This is a genomic window from Streptomyces sp. NPDC054783 (genome assembly GCF_053611725.1).
Genome location: NZ_JBSHAY010000030.1, coordinates 1 through 15,957, shown reverse-complemented (window position 1 = coordinate 15,957; position 15,957 = coordinate 1). Strand labels below are relative to the sequence as shown.

Sequence of the window (15,957 nt, the reverse complement as noted above, 5' to 3'; positions counted from 1 at the left end):
GGAGGCATCCACCATGACCAGTGAGCCGACGGCACTTTCCGATGGCCACGGAGACATCCTTGCCGAGCTCACGGCCGTGCTGGCCGGTGTCGTAGACGTCGACCCCGACCGGATCGACCCCGAACAGCCCTTCCCCGTCCTCGGCCTGGACTCCCTGCTCACCGTCGAGTTCGTCGCGGCCGTCGCCCGGAGCTTCGGCGTCCGGATCACCGGCGCGGCACTCTACGAACACCCCACGCCGGCGCTGCTCGCCCGTCACCTGGCAGCCCTCCGCCGTGGTGCCGACGACGCTCCCGCTGTCCAGGACTCCGGTGCCTCGGCCGAGGTGCTGCAGGTGTTGCGCCGGCAGCTCGCTCGGATCCTGCACTGCGACCCGTGGGAGATCGACGGCGGTGCCGCCTTCGCGGAGCTGGGCATCGACTCCATCCTGGCGGCCGACTTCGTCGCCGGCGTCAACCGGGCCTACGGCCTGAACGAACGCCCCGTCACCGTCCACGAGCATCCCAGCCTCGCCGCCATGGCCGCCTATGTCGCCTCCCGCACCGGCGGCACGGTGACCCCCGCGGCGCCGGACGCCGGCAGCGGCGCGCCGGCCGGGGCGGGCGCGAGGCAGGAGCCGCCGGCCACCGCGTCCGCGAAGCGGCCTCCGCTGTCCCAGGAGGAGTTGGTGGCGCTCCTGGACGCGGTACGCGGCGACCGGATCGGCGTCGGCGAGGCCGCCGCGCTCCTGGCGGACCGTTCCGCCTGAACCAGGGGCACCACCCAACCGGCAGCTCCCGGCCTGCTTCGGCCCCGGCGGCCCCGAGCCGCGACGTGGTGCCGTCCGCAGCGGGACGGCGAACCGAGACGGACGAAACGACACCATGACCATCACCGCACCGGAGTCCCTCAGCGCCGGGGCCGCACCGCACCACGAGACGGTGCCCCCGGTGAAGCTGTGGCTGTGCCCCAACGACGCCCTGCCGCCCGCCGTCGCCCAGACCCTGGCCTCGCACTGGCTCGACGAGCGTGAACACACGACCGCGGCCCGGTTTCTGTTCGAACGCGACCGCCGGCAGTACCTCGTCGCCCACACCCTGGTCCGCCGGGCGCTGGCGCTGGAGGCCGGCCTCGCCGAGGCGGAGCTGGTCATCTGGCGTTCCTCGCGCGGGCGTCCCTTCCTGCAGCCGCTGCCCGGTGGCCTGCCGAGAGGCGGCGACCACCTGGACTTCAACCTCTCCCACGCGGGCGGCTACAGCCTGCTCGGGATCGTCCGCAGGCAGCGCATCGGCGTCGACGTCGAGGGCCTGGGCCGGGAGGCGGGGGCCCTGGAGACCATCCTGACCACCTTCGCTCCCGAGGAACAGCGGTGGGTGGCCGGTGCGCCCCCGGGACGGCAGCGGGACCGCCGGGTGCTCAGGCTGTGGACCCTGAAGGAGGCCTACTCCAAGGCCCGTGGACTGGGACTCGGGCTGCCCTTCGACGAGTTCTCCTTCTCCCTGGCCGACGACCGGGGGGTGCTCGCCTTCCGGCCGCCCGCGGACGACGTGGCCGGGCGCTGGCGGTTCCTGGAACTGGAGCCGGTGCCCGAGGTGCTGGCGGCGGTGGCCGTACCCGCGGACGAACCCTCCGTCACGCACCTGGAGTTGCACATCGGATTCCCCTGGGACCGGGCCGCACCGCAAACCGTCACCCTGCCCGAGCCCGTGGACGCAGCCCACGACCAGGAGCTGCCCCGAAAAGACCGGGAATCCACCGCACTATTGACGTCGGGTGGAAATCCCTGACCGGAACCGAGAGTTCAATTCCAGCATTGGTGCATGTGTTCTTGGGTACGGCAACGGCCCTGTGCAACACCCCACTTGGAGTGCCGCTAGAGGGCCGCTACAGAAAAACGCTTGGGGGGCACGGACACGGCTAGCGTGCGTAGCGGCGGAGATTTCTGGCCACCAAAAGGAACTGGACAAGGAACTCGACGAAGTGGGGAGGACACCATGAAGATTCAGGTTCTGGGTCCGTTGAGTGCCGAGGTCAACGGGGGATCAATCGTTCCGACGGCCGGTAAGCCGCGGCAGGTTCTGTCGCTGCTGGCACTCTATCCGGGGCGGGTCATGCCCGTTCCCACGCTCATGGAAGAACTCTGGGGAACCGAACCTCCGGCGAGCGCGCTGACGACCCTGCAGACATACATACTTCAACTGCGCAGGCGGCTCGGTACGGCCATGGGCCCGGGCGTGCCGACCGGGGCCAAGGACATTCTCGCCACGCGGCACGGCGGATATCTGCTGCAGATCGACAGAAGCTGTGTCGACGTGCACCAGTACGAGGAGCTGGTCCGGCAGGGACAGGCGGCGTTCGAGGAGGCGGACGACGAGGTGTCCGCGGCGCGGTTCCGCGCGGCGCTCGACCTGTGGACCGGCGCACCCCTGGTCGATGTGAAACTCGGGCCGGTCCTCGACATCGAGGTGATGCGGCTGCAGGAGAGCAGGCTGGTCACCGTGGAGCGGCGCATCGACGCCGATCTGCGGCTCGGCCGCCACTCGGAGCTGATCGCGGAGCTGACCGAACTGACCGCCCGCCATCCGCACCACGAGGGCCTGCACTCGCAGGTCATGGTGGCGCTGTACCGGTCGGGCCGGCAGGCCACCGCGCTGGAGGTCTACCGCCGGCTGCGCATGCGGCTCATCGACGAACTGGGCGTGGAGCCCTCGCCGCAGTTGCAGCGCATGCACCAGGCCATGCTGGCCGTCGATCCGCAGCTGGACGTGCTGGCGGGGTCCCGCCGCTCCTCGACGTTCGACCTGTTCGCGGCGTGACGGACGGCCCGTGCGGGGCCACGGAACCGGGAGCCTGCGGTACACCTTGCGGAACGCGGCACGCGCGAGGCCAGGGTTCGGTTCGCACCACGTTGCACCCGCTCTCCACCCCCTCTCCAGCAGCGGTGGGCATGGTGTCCGCGACAGCTGTGCGGGATGACGAACCATGAGGAAGGACCCCTCGTCATGGTGTCTGCGCTGACCGAGCCCCTCAGCGGGGTACTGCACGAACTCCTCACCGCTCGCAGCCTGCGCGAGCGCAACAAGGAACTCGTCCTCGCGCTGGTCGCGGCGGGCAACCGGGGCGAGGTCAACCAGCTCACCCGGCACTGGGCCGGTCTCGCCGGCACGGGCGGGCGGGCGCTGCCCAAGGGACTGGGGCTGACGGCCGAGAGCGTCCTCGCCGACGGTGACGTCGTCGTGCTGAGGGCGACAGCGCGCGCCGGACGGGCGGTCTGGTCGCTGGTCGCGGAACTCGGCTTCGACTCGGCCGGACGGGTCGCTCACTACCACGACATGCTGGTGCCCCGGGCGGCGGCGAGCTGACCGGCACCCGCTCGGCGGCAACTCATCGGCAATTCTTCGGCAACGCTGCGCGTCGGCACAGCAGTTCAGCGTGCCCAGGACCGCCCTCGGACGGCGTACACCGCGGCCGGCCCCGATCCGGGGCCGGGCTGTTACGGCGCGGTGGCGGAGTGGTCCGGGGCCGGGCTATTACGGCGTAATAGCGGGTGCGGTCCGGTCGGCCCTGAAGGGCCGGTCCCTCGTGGCCGACGCGGACGGGGGCACGGCCGTGCCTTCCCCTCCGGACCGGCGGTCGGGCCGGTCGTGGTGCGGCCGCCAGGTGGCGGACCGGGAGCCGCCGCGCGCCGAGTTCCGGCGGACCGTGCCGTTCGCCCACCCTCCCCGGCGACCACCGCGACCCGCGCCCCGTCGTGCTGTCGCCACAGCCGGGACGGCGCCACCTGTGCGCCGAACGAGCCCTGCGCACAGGCGGCTTCGACCGGCTCCCGGCGACCGGCTCCCGCGGTGCGCCCCCGGCCGGGAGAACCCCGACGAGCCCTCGCCGCTCGGCGGGAAGGCGTGCCTGCGGCTGGAGCCGCCGGGCGGAGAAGCGGCACGCGGGCGCCGCTGACCACGGGCGGACGCCCGGCACGGGACGCGAGGGCCGTCCCCGGCGAACGAGCGCAGGTCGGGCATGGTTCGCGGGCCGCTGGAGAAAACGGACGGACGGGACACCACAGGGCTAGCGTGAGGAGGCTGAACGGGAGGAAACGGCCATGGGAGAGCGCCACATCGGCCGGCCCGTGCCGCCGCCGGGACCGAAGCCGTATGCCCGCGGGACGTCCAGGCCGGCGGTGTGCGCGGTGCGGTTCCGCGGGGCGTCGTGGGCGCGCGCGGTGCGGCCTTCCGTTCCGCAGCGGTCGTCCCGTTGTCCTGGGGAAGGGGGAGGCGATGAACGACGTCCGGCCTGTCGGCGTGTGTGCGGTGATCGACCCCGAGCGGGGTGCCCACGGCACCCTGGAACTGCACGGGCCACTGGACACCGCCTGCTTCCACCGGGCCCTGCACCGCATCGCGGAGATCCGTCCGGGCGTCCGGCACCCGGAGCCCCGGCTGCTGCGACACGGCCCAGACCTGCACACGGTCGAACTCCCCGGCGGTACCGCGGCGTCGGCGCCCTATCCCGTCGGTCTGCTCGCCGACCTGCTCACCGCTGGCCCCGAACCGGGCCACGACGGCCGTCCAGGCGCCAGGCCCCTCGCGGGACCGGCCGGCCTGCCCTGTGGGACGCTGCCGCGCACCGAACCGGTCACCCCCCTGCAGCAGCAGCGGCTCGCCGAGGCCCTGGCCTGGCCCGACCACCAGGTCGAGCAGGTCGTCTGGCGCTGGTACGGCCCCCTCGACACCGCCCGCTTCGAGGCGGCCTGGCGTGCCGTCGGCGCGCATGAGAGCGTGCTGCGCACCGGTTTCATCTGGGACCCGCGACCGCGTGCCGTCGTCTTCGACCGCGGCCCCCTGGACGTCGTACGCCACCGTCACGGCACGGTGATCCGGCGCGCCGTGCTGCTCGCCCGCGAGCGGGCCCGCCTCTTCGACCTGCGCCGCCCCGGGCCGCTGCGGGTGGCGCTGCTGGAGAGCGGCCCCGCGGACGCGGCGGCGCCCTTCACCGACATACTGCTCACCTATCACCGTGCCCTGCTCGACGGCTGGAGCGTCCGGCTGCTGATGCGCGAGTGCTGCCGTGCCTACCTCGCCGACGGGGTGCTGCCCGGCGGCGAACGCCGTCCCGACCTGGGCGACTGCGCCCGCTGGTACGGCGCCCGGGACCTCGGCCCGGCCGGCGACTTCCGGCGCCGGCCCGCCCACCGGCCGGCCGCTTCGACGCCGACCCGGACCGTCCCGGCCTCGCCCGCCGGCAGCGGCGGCACCGGTGTGCACCGCACCGCCCTGTCCCCGGCCGAGAGCGCACACCTGGCCCGCTGGGCGGCCCACTGGGGCGTCGCGGAGAGCAGCGTGCTGCAGGCGGTGTGGGCGATGCTGCTGTACCGCGCGTCCGGCGCCGCGCCCCGGCCCGCCGTCGTCGGCTTCGGCCTGGACTTTCCGGGCCGCGGACTGCTCCTGGAGGGCATCGAGGGCATCCCCGGCCCGTTCGAGAACGCCCTGCCCGTCACGGTCTCCGTCGACGCCGGGCTGGGTCTGCCCGGACTGCTGCGCGAACTGCGCGACCGGGTCCTGGACATGGCCGCGTACGAAGGGATCGCCGCCGGGGCGCCGGACCCCGGCCACGGCGGCGGGGCACGGGCCGGCGGCCTGCTCGCCTTCGACTGCGGTCCGCGTCCCGAGGAGGGCTACGGCGACACGCTCGCCGCGCACGGAATCCGCCTGGAGGAACAGGAGGCCGCCGGATCGCCCGCCGGGTACGCCCTGCGGCTGCGCGCCGGCCACGACGCCCGCCGCGCGCTCATGCTCACCTGTGTGTACGACCGTGGACTCGTCGACGCCGGGGCCGCCCGGACACTGCTGGCGCACACCGTGCGCCTGCTGCGCCTGCTGCCGGACACCGCGACCGAGGGAACCACCGTCGGTGACGTGCTGGCCCGGCTGCCGGACGCCGTGACGCCCCGGGTACCGGACGGTCCCGCCGCCCGGGACACGGCGCCGCTGGCGTCGCTGCGCGGTGCGACGGCGCCCACGGCGGCAACCGTGTGTCTGGTCGACGTGCCGGGCGCACCGCGCACCGGGCACTGGGAGCTGGTACGGCACTACCGCGGGCCGGAGGCGCTCACCGCGCTCCGCCTCACCGCCGGCGAGGACACCGACCCGGCCGTCGCCCTGGGCCGGCTGGCCCGCTCGCCCGGCCGGCTCGTGCTCGGCGGGTACTCCGGCTCCGGCGCCCTCGCCTGCGAACTGGCCCGGCACGTCACGGGGCCCGGGACACGCACCCCCCTGGTCGTGGTCGGCGGCGCCGGCGACGATCCGGACGGTCCCCGGGACCTGGCGAGGGCCCTGCAACGAGCCGGCGCGTCACCTGCCCGGTCCTGAGGCGCCGGGCTCGCGCCTGGCCGGGAGGCGCGGGAGAGCACTTCAAGGCCAGTCGATGTCGTCGTCGGAGGGTGTACCGCGCGCCGGTCCCGGTCGTCCCGCGCGGCCCTCCCGGGCAGCGTGGCGGGCAGGAACCGACTGCTTCATGTACGACTCCCTGGACACGGACGGGACCAGCTCCCGTGACATGGGGGCGGGCTGGTGCGCAGGCACCGCCACCGACGCTTGAGATGCTGCTCGTAAATGCTGGAGAACCGCTTGAGGAACGCATGAGAGCCCCGTGAGGTTCGCACGAGGTCCAGGGCACGGCGCCTGGCAAAACATTGCCCGGCTCTTGCCCGGCCCCTACGCTCGTGGCGGCTTCCGGTGGTCGCCCGTCCCGCCGCGGCCACCCCCCACTCGTCCGTCCCCAGGGAATGGTCACATGCTGCAGCAGCCCGCGTTCGGCAGTCGTCTGAGGAAACTGCGCCAGTCCCGTGGACTGTCCCAGACCGCGCTGGCGGGTGACGGCATGTCCACCGGATACCTCTCCCGGCTGGAGTCCGGCGCCCGCCAGCCCACCGAGCGGGCCGTCGCCTACCTCGCCGAACGGCTCGGCCTGGACGTGGCGGACTTCGAGGAGCCCGCGGGCGGTTCCCTCGCCAACGCCCTGTCGCTGGTCGCCTCCACCGGCTCCGGCGCGGCCATGGAGACGCTCCGCGAGGCCCTGGCGGCCGAGGGACACGAGGCGCCGGTGCTGCGCTGGCAGGCACTGTGGCAACTGGCCGGGCAGCGGCGGCTCCAGGGCGACCACCTCGGCGAACGGGAGTACCTGGAGGAGCTGGTGCAGCTCGGCGACGGGGTCGGGCTGACCGCGCTGCGGGTGCGCGGGCTGACCCGGCTCGCCCGCTGCATGCGTTCGCTCGGTGACATCAACGACGCTCTCGACGCCGCGATGACCGCCCACCACCTCGCCCGCGAGGACGACCTGGACGTGGAGGACCGCGCGGCGGTGCTGCTGGCCCTGGTCTCGGTCGAGGGCGAGGCGGGCCGCACGCCGGACGCCCGGGCCCACGCCGACGAGTTGGTCGAGCTGGTCGCGGGCCGGTCGGACGCGCTGTGGGCGGAGGCGATGTGGACCGCGGGGGTGGTCCGTGTCCGGCAGGGCGATCACGCCGCGGCGCAGGTCTACCTGGAGGAGGCGCTGGAGAAGTTCGACAGCAGGGAGGACCTGGTGCTGTGGCTCAGGCTCAGGCTCACGGCCGGCCGGCTGCACCTGGAGAAGCTGCCGCCGGACCCCGAAGCCGCCGAACGGTGCGTCACGGCAGCCGAGTCGGCGCTCGCGTTCGTGGGCACGCCCGGACTGCGCCAACAGCTGATCGCGCTCAAGGCCGACCTGGCCTTCGTCACCGCCCGGTACGACGATGCCCGTGCCCTGCTCGGCGAACTCGCCCAGGCCGAGCCCCGGATGACCTACCGGGAGCGGGTGCAGATGGACATCCTGCGCCACCAGCTGGGCATCCGCTCCGGCGACGACAGAGGTATCCAGGGCCTGCGCGCCCTCGCCGAGCAGGCCCAGGCCGACGCCAACATCGACCTGGCCGCGCAGATCTGGCGCATCCTCGCCGAGTCCCTGGCCCAGTCCGCCACGCAACGGGGCACCGCCGTGTGACCTCCGGCTCCGCTGCCGATGACCGTTGCGGGCCCGCCGGGCGTGCAGCGCTCCGCACCACTCGCCGGCGCCGAACAGGACGCCGAGGTCCGCCGGTTCGGGGCCGTGCGGGCCCGAAAGGACCCGCTGCCAGGCCCTGGCCGGTGGAGCGTGCGAGGCGCGCCGCGGTTCGAGGAAGTCGCCGGGCGCGATGGCCGGCCGGGCAGCGCGCCCGCCGGTTCGGCCACCGGACTAGAACGGCTCGCCCAGGTGGTCGTTGATGTGGTCGAGGCAGAACTCGTACAGGTCCTCGGTGTGCGTCTCGTACCAGCCCTCGGGCACGGCGGCCGTCGCCGGCCACAGCGCCCGGTGGCCGGTCGCGTCGGCCAGCACCACGAAGGTGGCGAACTCGTCGGCGAACGGGTCGTCGTGGGCCGGGCCGTCCAGCACCCGCAGGTTGCCGTCCTCGTCCAGGCGGGCGGCGCGGCCGGTGCGCCACATGCGGGCAGTGGTGCCGTCCGGCCCGCCGAAGGGGTCGGGCAGGAACCGTCCGCCGCTGGCCCCGGGCGACCCGACGTAGCCCTGCGCCACGCCCGCGCCCGCGATGTACAGGGAACCGGTCCGGCCCGGGGCCACCGGGCGCAGCAGCGAGTCCAGGAGGTAGGCCCGGTGGCCGGGGGCGGGCCGGGCCGGGGCGCCGGGCACGTGCTCGACGACGAGCCTGCCCTCGGCCCAGCCACCGCTCACGGTCAGTTCGGCGCCCTCGGTCCGGGCCAGCGACACCAGGGCGCACAGCACGTCGTCGGCGCCGCCCAGCACCACCCGGGCCCCCTGCCGGCGCAGCCAGCCCAGCACCTCGTGCGGCACGTCCCGGGTGACCGAGCCGTCCGGGACATGCACGCGGGCGCCGCAGGCCAGCGCGCTCAGCAGCCCGATCGCCGCGTCCCCGTCCGGGTAGCCGCGCACCAGCCAGGCCGCGTCGGCCGGTGCGGCCGGCGTCGCCGCGGTGACGGCCTCGCCGCCCACCGCCACGGTGCCGTCCTCGCCGGGCAGCAGCAGGACCGGGTCGTCGCTGCGCAGCGGCCGGGTCCGGTCGGCCTCCGTCACCGGCCAGTGCCCGGCCGGCGGCAGCCGGTCGGCGGCGTCCTCGCGGACCAGCCGGGCCGCACCGGGCACGGCCGGCAGCAGCAGGTCCGCGGTCTCGTCGAGCAGCAGCACCGCGGGGCGCAGCGACTCGGCGAGGTCCAGCGAAGGGTCGACCGGCAGCAGCGCGGCTCCCGTCTTCGCCACGGCGATCGCGGCCACCGCGAACCCGGCCGGTGAGGACAGGGCGGTGAGCACACAGGTGCCCGGACCGGCCTGGTGCTCGATGAGAGCGTGCGCCAACAGGTCGGAGCGCGCGTCGAGTTCGGCGTAGTCCAGGCCGTCCAGTGCGGGCGTTCCCGGGGCCCGCGCCACCTGCGCCGCGAACAGCGAGGCCACGTCCTGCTCCGCGAGCTGCACGTCCGCACCCGCCCACACCCCGCTCCCGGCGGCCGGGCCGGGCAGCAGCCGCAGCCTGCTGAGCGGGGTCGCGGGCGCCTCGAGGACCGACCGCAGTACGGCGGTGAGCTGACCGGTGAGGGAGGCGGCGGCCGTCTCGCCGACCGTCTCGTGGCGGAAGGCGGCGGTCACGGTGATGCCGGCCGGGGCGCCCGAGGGGCCCTGCCGCTCGGTCAGCGTCAGCCCCAGATCCGTGGCCGGGACCGGCAGGGTGTGGTGCTCGGCCTCCACGGACAGTCCGGCCGCCTCGAACCGGCCCGCGCACTCCTGGAGCACGGTCAGCGCGATCCCGCCGGGCAGCGCCGCCAGCGCCGCCTCGCCGTCCCGGTAGGCGGCCAGGTCCCGCTCGCGGACCCGGCGCAGCAGCTCGGTGAAGGCCGGGTCGCCGGAGGTGTCCACGGTCAGGGCCAGGACCCGGCCGTAGGGGCCGACGGCCTCGCGCAGCGCGGCGGTGTCCCGGGCCGGGACGGCGGTGGCCACGGTGACCGGGCCGGTCGCGCCGAGCCGGTTCAGCAGGGCGGCGAGCGCGGCGTGCACCACCATGAACAGGGTGGTGCCGTGCTCGGCGGCCAACCGCGTGAGCCGCGCGTGCAGTTCCGCGTCCAGCTCGGTCTCCAGGGTGCCGTAGGAGGCACCGCCGGCCTGCTGTGCGCTGCCCGGCAGCGGGGTGGGCGGCAGGTCGCCGAAGACCGCGCGGGGTGCCGCGTCCAGTCCGGCGGGGGAGCGGTGCGGGGTGTCCCCGGTGGCCCGCGCGCCGTAGGCCCGGGCGAGTTCGGCGGCCAGCGGCAGGTGGGACCACGGGTCGACCGCGTCGGCGGGCAGGGCCAGTTCCAGCAGGTGGTCGTCGGCGGCCAGCGCGCGCAGCCGGGTGCCGGCCGAGCCGAGCCGGGAGTTGCGCAGCGCCTCGTGACGCCGGCCGAGGTCCACCAGGGCCGCCTCCAGGGCGCGGGTGTCCAGCGTGCCGCGCAGCCGCAGTGAGAACTCCGCGCTGCAGCCTGCCGTACCGCCCGGCCCCGTCACCGCGGCGGGGGCGTCGCCGACGAGTGCGGCGAACGCGGCCGGGGTCGGCGCGTCGGACAACGCCCGGCTGCCCGGGTCCGCGCCCAGGGTCTCGCGGACCCGGGACAGCAAACGGGCCGCTGCCGGCGAGTGGCCGCCGCTGCGGAAGAAGTCGGTCTCGGCGTGCACCATGTGCCGCGGCAGGCCCAGCACCTCGGCGAACAGGTCACGCACGATCTCCTGGACCGGCGTGCCGGGCTGGGTGCCCGGGCGGTCGGCGCTGCGGGCGGGCGCGGGCAGGGCCTCGTGGTCCGCCTCGCCGTCGGCGTTCATCAGCAGGGCCTCCGGGCTCATCGGCGCGGACGGGGTCATGTGGTCCGGCAGCCGCTCCTGCAGGCGGCCGCGCAGGGCGACCTCCCGGGCGACGGTGCGGTCGCCGGCGGTCGGGGTGTTGGCGCAGCCTTCGGCCTCGGTGACGGGTGCCGCGTACACGCCGGTCAGCGCGCCCGCGCAGACCTGCCCGGGGTCGACGACGACGATGTCGAGGAGGTCCGGGCTCTCGCCCCAGGTGGGCAGGGCCCGGTAGCCCAGGCGCTCGACGGTCTCGCACAGCGTCTCCGGGTCGGGGGCGGGCGCGTCCTGCGGCGCGAGGTCGATGCTCTCCAGGGGGTCGAAGAGGGACTGCGTGGCCGTGTACTCGTCGTGCACCCGGCGGTTGGGCACCCCGGCCAGGCGGAGCACGGCGGGGCGCGCGGTCGTCAGGCGGTGTTCGATGCCGGGGATGCCGGCGATGTCCCCGTCCCAGCGCAGGACGGGCGCGGTGGTGAGGTCGGCGACCGGCTCGGCGGTGGAGAGCACCGCGTCGTAGCGGTAGCGGGTCAGCTCGTTGTGGTGCCGGCCCCGCTTGGCGCGTACGTCGACCGCACGTACGGCGGGCAGGTCCCGGGCGAGCGCGTCGAACAGGGCGGGGGAGAGCAGCAGTTCGGTCTCCGTGGCGACCTGCTGGTCGATCGTGCGGCGCAGCGCCTCCCGGTCGCCCCGGGCTGCGCCCGGTCGGGCGAGCGCGATACCGGTCTGGAAGCAGTGGGCGAGGTCGAGGTTGCGCAGGTCGCCGAGGAACAGTGAGCCGCCCGGGGCGAGCAGCGGCAGCACTCGCTCGATGACGGTGCGCAGGTGGGCGAGGCTCGGGAAGTACTGGATCACCGAGTTGACGACGATCGTGTCGAAGTGGCCGGCGGGCAGTCCGCTCGTGTCCTCGGCGCCCCGGCAGTCGAGCCGGACCTTCTCCTTCAGAACCGGGTCGGCCTCCGTCCGCCTGGTGAGCGCGGCGACGACGGCGGGGGAGAAGCCGGTGGCCCAGTACTCGTGGACCTCCTCGTCGCGGGCGAGGTGGGCCATCAGCAGCCCGGTGCCCGCACCGATCTCCAGGATCCGGCGGCGCGGCAGCTCGCGGATCCGGTCGAGGGTGGCGTTCCCCCACTCCCGCAGGTCCTCCAGCGGGATCGGCAGGGCGTCGTAACTGCTGTTCCAGCCGGTGAAGTCGTCGCCGAAACCGGCGGCAGCGGCGTCGTCGTGGAGCACCTCGTCCATCTCCTTCCACTCGGTCATCTGCGCGTCCTCCTCGGCGGCCGCCGAGGAGGGGCCGGCCGGTACCAGGTCGCCGGTGCGGTACAGCGGGCCGTCGGTGCCGGTGAAACGGTCCTCGAGGAACCCGCCGGGGGCGACCGGCGTGCCGTCGGCGGCCACGGCCACGGCCGTGGTGGTGCCGATCGGCCGGCCGATCGGGATCGTGCGGTCGCCCTCGGCGGGTTCGGTGACCTCGTGGCAGGTGGCGTACGCCGTCGTCCCGGCCGCTCCGTGGACGTGCAGCAGCCGCCCGGGGGCGCCGGCTGCGAACACCTCGCGCACCCGGCGCGGGTCGCAGGGCTCGCCGCCGAACAGGACGGTGCGCAGCGGCGCGAAGGCGGCGGGCCGCTCCCGGGCGATCAGGCTGAACTGAGCGGTCGTCAGGAGGATCACGGAGATGCCGTGGGTGCGGACGGCGTCCTGGAAGCGGCCCGGGTCGGTGACGGTGTCCGTGCCGAGGCCGACCAGCCGGGCGCCGGCGGTGAGCGTCGTCCACACCTCGAAGGCGACCGCGTCGGAGGCGGGGCCGGCGGCCTGGGCCACCGCGTCGGCGGGGGTCAGCCGCAGGTGGTCGGTGGAGCGCACGAGGTCCAGCACCGCGCGGTGCGGTACGACGACGCCCTCGGGGGTGCCGGGGGTGCAGCGGACGGAGAAGGCGTCGTCCGGTCCGGTGGTCTGCTCGGGCAGGGCGTCGGAGCGCCGGGCGATCTCGGCGGCCTCGGTGTCCAGGGCGACGACCATCGTGTCCAGGCCCGCGTAGTCCGCGGCGCCCGCGCCCTCGGCGAGGACCGCGGCGGCCGCGCTGTCGCGCACGATCAGCCGGCGCCGTTCGGCCGGGGCGGCGGGGTCGACCGGGACGTAGGCGGCGCCGGCCCGGACGATCCCGAGGAAGGCGGTCACCATCTCGGGGCCGGGCCGCAGCGAGGTCACCACCCGGTCGCCGTGGCCGATGCCGCGGGCCCGCAGGTGGGCGGCGAGGCGGTTGGCCGTGCGGCTCAGCTCGCGGTAGGTGAGGTGAGCGCCGCGGCCGTCGGCGTGCTGGGGGTAGTGGACCGCGATCGCGTCGGGGCCCTCCTGGACCTGCTGCTCGATGAGGCCGGAGATGGACATCAGCACCCGCTCCTTACGACAGCGCCTTCCGGCTTGGCAAAACCTTGCCTGAATGCTGGCAACGACGGCCTGAGGAGGCGTCTCGGGACGGTCGAGCGGTAGTGGAGTCGCAGGTGGCGAGGCCGGGATTGTTGCCAGGCCCAGGGGTGAGGGTTGCCAAGTGCGCCACTGGCGGGCTTGCCACGGCATGCGAAAGGGGCGCGGGGCGGTGAGCCGCGCAGGGGCGCGGCCCCGGGCAATCGCCCCTCCGCACCCAGCTGCTGGGCGGGGTTCCAGACGGCCCGCAGGGTGGCGGCTGCCTGCGAGTAACGGGGTCGCCGGCGGGCAGGGCGTGCCGTGCGAGATGGCGTCGGTGGTGCGGGGACGGAGATGAGACCACCCCGGAAACGCCGAAGCCCCCGCTGCGGCACGGCGGCCGGCGGGGGCGTCACGGGAAGCGGGCGTGGCTGCCCGGGGTGCGGATCAGACGGAGGCGACCTTCGGCCAGTCGACGTTGGGGGTCGTGGCGGAGGCGGTGACGGCGGTCGGCCAGTCGACGGTGGGGGTGGCGGCGGAGGCGGTGATGGCGGTGGCGGGGGCGGTCGGCCAGTCGACGTTGGGGGTCGTGGCGGAGGCGGTGATGGCGGTGGCGGGGGCGGTCGGCCAGTCGACGTTGGGGGTGGCGGCGGAGGCGGTGACGGCGGTCGGCCAGTCGACGTTGGGGGTGGCGGCGGAGGCGGAGGTGGCGGTCGGCCAGTCGACGGTGGGCTGGGCGGAGGCGACACCGGCGGTGGAGAAGGCGGTGGCGGCGATGGCGGCGGCGACGGTGGCGATCCGGGCGATGCGGTTCATGGCGGGCTCCTCGGTGTCAATTCCGTGTTCGTTGCTTGGCAACCTCTTGCCAAGAAGATTGGCAAGCAAATCTCGTGGATCGCTGGGGAATGGGTGGATTTCTGCTCAAGATTGCCACCAGAAGTGCCCCAAGGGAGCGGACCACGCGGCGTAGTTGCCGGATGAGAGCAGCTTTGAGCTGGGGAAACGTGGTTTCTTGGCAGAACTCAAGACGCTCTGGCAACGCTTGGCAATTCCTGGTGAAGAGAGCCGGGAATGACTGAGTTCCTTGCCTGCGGACCCTCAACTAGAGCCCCGCCTGAGCCGATGTTGCCCGATGTTGCCAACTCCCCACCCGTGGAGGCAAGGTATTGCCAAGAACCAGGCAATACATTTCCTCAGTCACGGGGGGAGGCCCCGGCAATGAACGCGATGTCCGACGGCGAACGAAGGGTCCATCTGAACTCGGCCGGTCTTGGCCGCATGCCCGCCGCCGTACTCGAGACCCTCACCGAATGGACGCGCTTCGAGGACCGGTACGGGCCGTACGAGCTGGAGGAACACCTCGACGACGTCCTGCACCGGGAGATCCACGAGCGACTGGCCACCCTGCTCGGCGCGCCATCCGGCGACACCGTTCTGTGCACCGGGGCCGCCGACGCGTTCGCCGCCGTCCTGTCCCGGCTCCCGATCGGCCCGCGCGACCGTGTCTGGACGACCCCCTACGAGTCGGCCGCCAACCTCACCGCCCTCTTCGCCCTGCGCACCCGCACCCGTTGCCGGCTGGAGGTCGTACCGCTGCGCCCGGACGGGGATTTGGACCTGGAATGGATGGCGCAGCACATCGGCGACGACGTCGCCCTCGTCTGCGTCCCGTACGTTCCCGCGAGCTGCGGCATCGTCAACCCCGTCGAGGACGTGGGCCGCATCCTCGCCCCGCACCGGAGCCTGTACGCCGTCGACGCCTCGTACGCCGTGGGGCAACTCCCCGTGGACGTCGCCCGCATCGGCTGCCACCTGCTCACCGGTGACGGCTGGCGCTTCCTGCGCGGCCCGCAGTCCGTCGGGTTCGCCTACACGGCACCGCAGTGGGGCCAGGTCCTGGCCCCGCACGGCGGCCTTCCGCTCGTGCCGCCGCACGGCGCCGCCGCCGCCGCGCTGAACGCGGCCCTGGCCCTGCACGCGCCCGCGCCCGCACCTGCGCCCGAAGACCTCGGCTCCCGCTTGCGCGCCGCCGTGGAGAACACGTCCGGCACCGAACTGATCGCCCCCGGCCGGGCCCAGTCCGGCATCGTCACCTTCCAGCACGAGGAACTGCCGGCCGCACTGGTGCGCCGCCGCCTCGCGGACCGTGGAGTCGTCGTATGGAAGACGGTCGCCCAGGAGACCCCGCTGTACCTGCCCGGGCGCGGTGTCGTCACGGCCGTACGCGCCTCCGTCCACCCCGACAACCGTGCCGAGGACATCGAGCTGTTCGCCGACGCTCTCCGGGACGCCGTGGCCGAGGAGCTCCCGCGGCCCGCCCGCGTCCCGCGTCCGCTGTTCACCGCACCGGCGTTGCGCGCCGTGCCGTCCACGCCGCCGGTGCTGGCCGTGGTCGGATCCAGCGCCGGTGAGCGGCCGGGCGACGGCATCTGACGCACCCGGGCAGACGCGAGTGCCCCTCTAACGGCCGTCACTAGCCTCGCGCTCAGGTGTACGCACTATCCGGTGCCACCGCGAGACTCGTCACGGACCGACAGGAGCCGACCTACGTATGTCTGTGGAAACGACCGGGCTGCCCGAGACGGGCACAGCACCCGCGAAGGATGTGCGGCGCCTGGACCGGGTGATCATCCGGTTCGCGGGGGACTCGGGTGACGGTATGCAGCTCACGGGTGACAGGTTCACCTCGGAGAC

The 15,957-nt window shown here is 74.3% G+C and carries 9 protein-coding genes; 7 read left to right on the top strand and 2 right to left on the bottom strand.

Annotation, left to right across the window (positions count from 1 at the left end; translation table 11 throughout):
• Positions 1 to 13 precede the first annotated feature (13 nt).
• From ACWGJ5_RS36080 to ACWGJ5_RS36055, 6 genes are all read left to right on the top strand, one after another.
• Positions 14 to 748, top strand: coding sequence for a phosphopantetheine-binding protein (locus ACWGJ5_RS36080; RefSeq protein ID WP_453313846.1), 735 nt, complete (start codon positions 14 to 16; stop codon positions 746 to 748).
• A gap of 115 nt (positions 749 to 863) precedes the next feature.
• A complete protein-coding gene (locus tag ACWGJ5_RS36075) occupies positions 864 to 1,766 on the top strand; it encodes a 4'-phosphopantetheinyl transferase family protein (protein WP_453313845.1) in 903 nt (300 codons plus the stop codon).
• Between the two features lie 207 nt (positions 1,767 to 1,973).
• Complete coding sequence (locus tag ACWGJ5_RS36070) at positions 1,974 to 2,795, top strand: AfsR/SARP family transcriptional regulator (protein ID WP_453313844.1); 822 nt, start codon at positions 1,974 to 1,976, stop codon at positions 2,793 to 2,795.
• Between the two features lie 186 nt (positions 2,796 to 2,981).
• Positions 2,982 to 3,341, top strand: coding sequence for a hypothetical protein (locus tag ACWGJ5_RS36065; protein ID WP_453313843.1), 360 nt, complete (start codon positions 2,982 to 2,984; stop codon positions 3,339 to 3,341).
• Between the two features lie 909 nt (positions 3,342 to 4,250).
• Complete coding sequence (locus ACWGJ5_RS36060) at positions 4,251 to 6,341, top strand: condensation domain-containing protein (protein ID WP_453313842.1); 2,091 nt, start codon at positions 4,251 to 4,253, stop codon at positions 6,339 to 6,341.
• A 424-nt stretch (positions 6,342 to 6,765) separates the two neighbouring features.
• Entirely contained in the window at positions 6,766 to 7,992 is a 1,227-nt protein-coding gene (locus ACWGJ5_RS36055) for a helix-turn-helix domain-containing protein (protein ID WP_453313841.1), read from the top strand.
• Positions 7,993 to 8,223: 231 nt separating this feature from the next.
• Here the strand turns inward: ACWGJ5_RS36055 and ACWGJ5_RS36050 are convergent, their stop codons facing one another.
• Positions 8,224 to 13,248, bottom strand: coding sequence for an AMP-binding protein (locus ACWGJ5_RS36050; RefSeq protein ID WP_453313840.1), 5,025 nt, complete (start codon positions 13,246 to 13,248; stop codon positions 8,224 to 8,226).
• Positions 13,249 to 13,710: 462 nt separating this feature from the next.
• Positions 13,711 to 14,079, bottom strand: a complete 369-nt coding sequence (locus ACWGJ5_RS36045) for a hypothetical protein (RefSeq protein WP_453313839.1) — start codon at positions 14,077 to 14,079, stop codon at positions 13,711 to 13,713.
• Between the two features lie 402 nt (positions 14,080 to 14,481).
• Between ACWGJ5_RS36045 and ACWGJ5_RS36040 the strand changes: the two genes are divergently transcribed.
• On the top strand, positions 14,482 to 15,696 hold the full coding sequence (locus tag ACWGJ5_RS36040) for an aminotransferase class V-fold PLP-dependent enzyme (RefSeq protein ID WP_453313838.1): 1,215 nt from the start codon (positions 14,482 to 14,484) through the stop codon (positions 15,694 to 15,696).
• Positions 15,697 to 15,957: the final 261 nt, after the last annotated feature.

Excerpts from the sequence above, each read along its gene's own strand:
- ACWGJ5_RS36055 (WP_453313841.1), top strand. The coding sequence starts at position 6,766 with ATGCTGCAGCAGCCCGCGTTCGGCAGTCGTCTGAGGAAACTGCGCCAG.
- ACWGJ5_RS36060 (WP_453313842.1), top strand. The coding sequence starts at position 4,251 with ATGAACGACGTCCGGCCTGTCGGCGTGTGTGCGGTGATCGACCCCGAG.
- ACWGJ5_RS36045 (WP_453313839.1), bottom strand. The coding sequence starts at position 14,079 with ATGAACCGCATCGCCCGGATCGCCACCGTCGCCGCCGCCATCGCCGCC.
- ACWGJ5_RS36080 (WP_453313846.1), top strand. The coding sequence starts at position 14 with ATGACCAGTGAGCCGACGGCACTTTCCGATGGCCACGGAGACATCCTT.
- ACWGJ5_RS36065 (WP_453313843.1), top strand. The coding sequence starts at position 2,982 with ATGGTGTCTGCGCTGACCGAGCCCCTCAGCGGGGTACTGCACGAACTC.
- ACWGJ5_RS36040 (WP_453313838.1), top strand. The coding sequence starts at position 14,482 with ATGAACGCGATGTCCGACGGCGAACGAAGGGTCCATCTGAACTCGGCC.
- ACWGJ5_RS36070 (WP_453313844.1), top strand. The coding sequence starts at position 1,974 with ATGAAGATTCAGGTTCTGGGTCCGTTGAGTGCCGAGGTCAACGGGGGA.
- ACWGJ5_RS36075 (WP_453313845.1), top strand. The coding sequence starts at position 864 with ATGACCATCACCGCACCGGAGTCCCTCAGCGCCGGGGCCGCACCGCAC.
- ACWGJ5_RS36050 (WP_453313840.1), bottom strand. The coding sequence starts at position 13,248 with ATGTCCATCTCCGGCCTCATCGAGCAGCAGGTCCAGGAGGGCCCCGAC.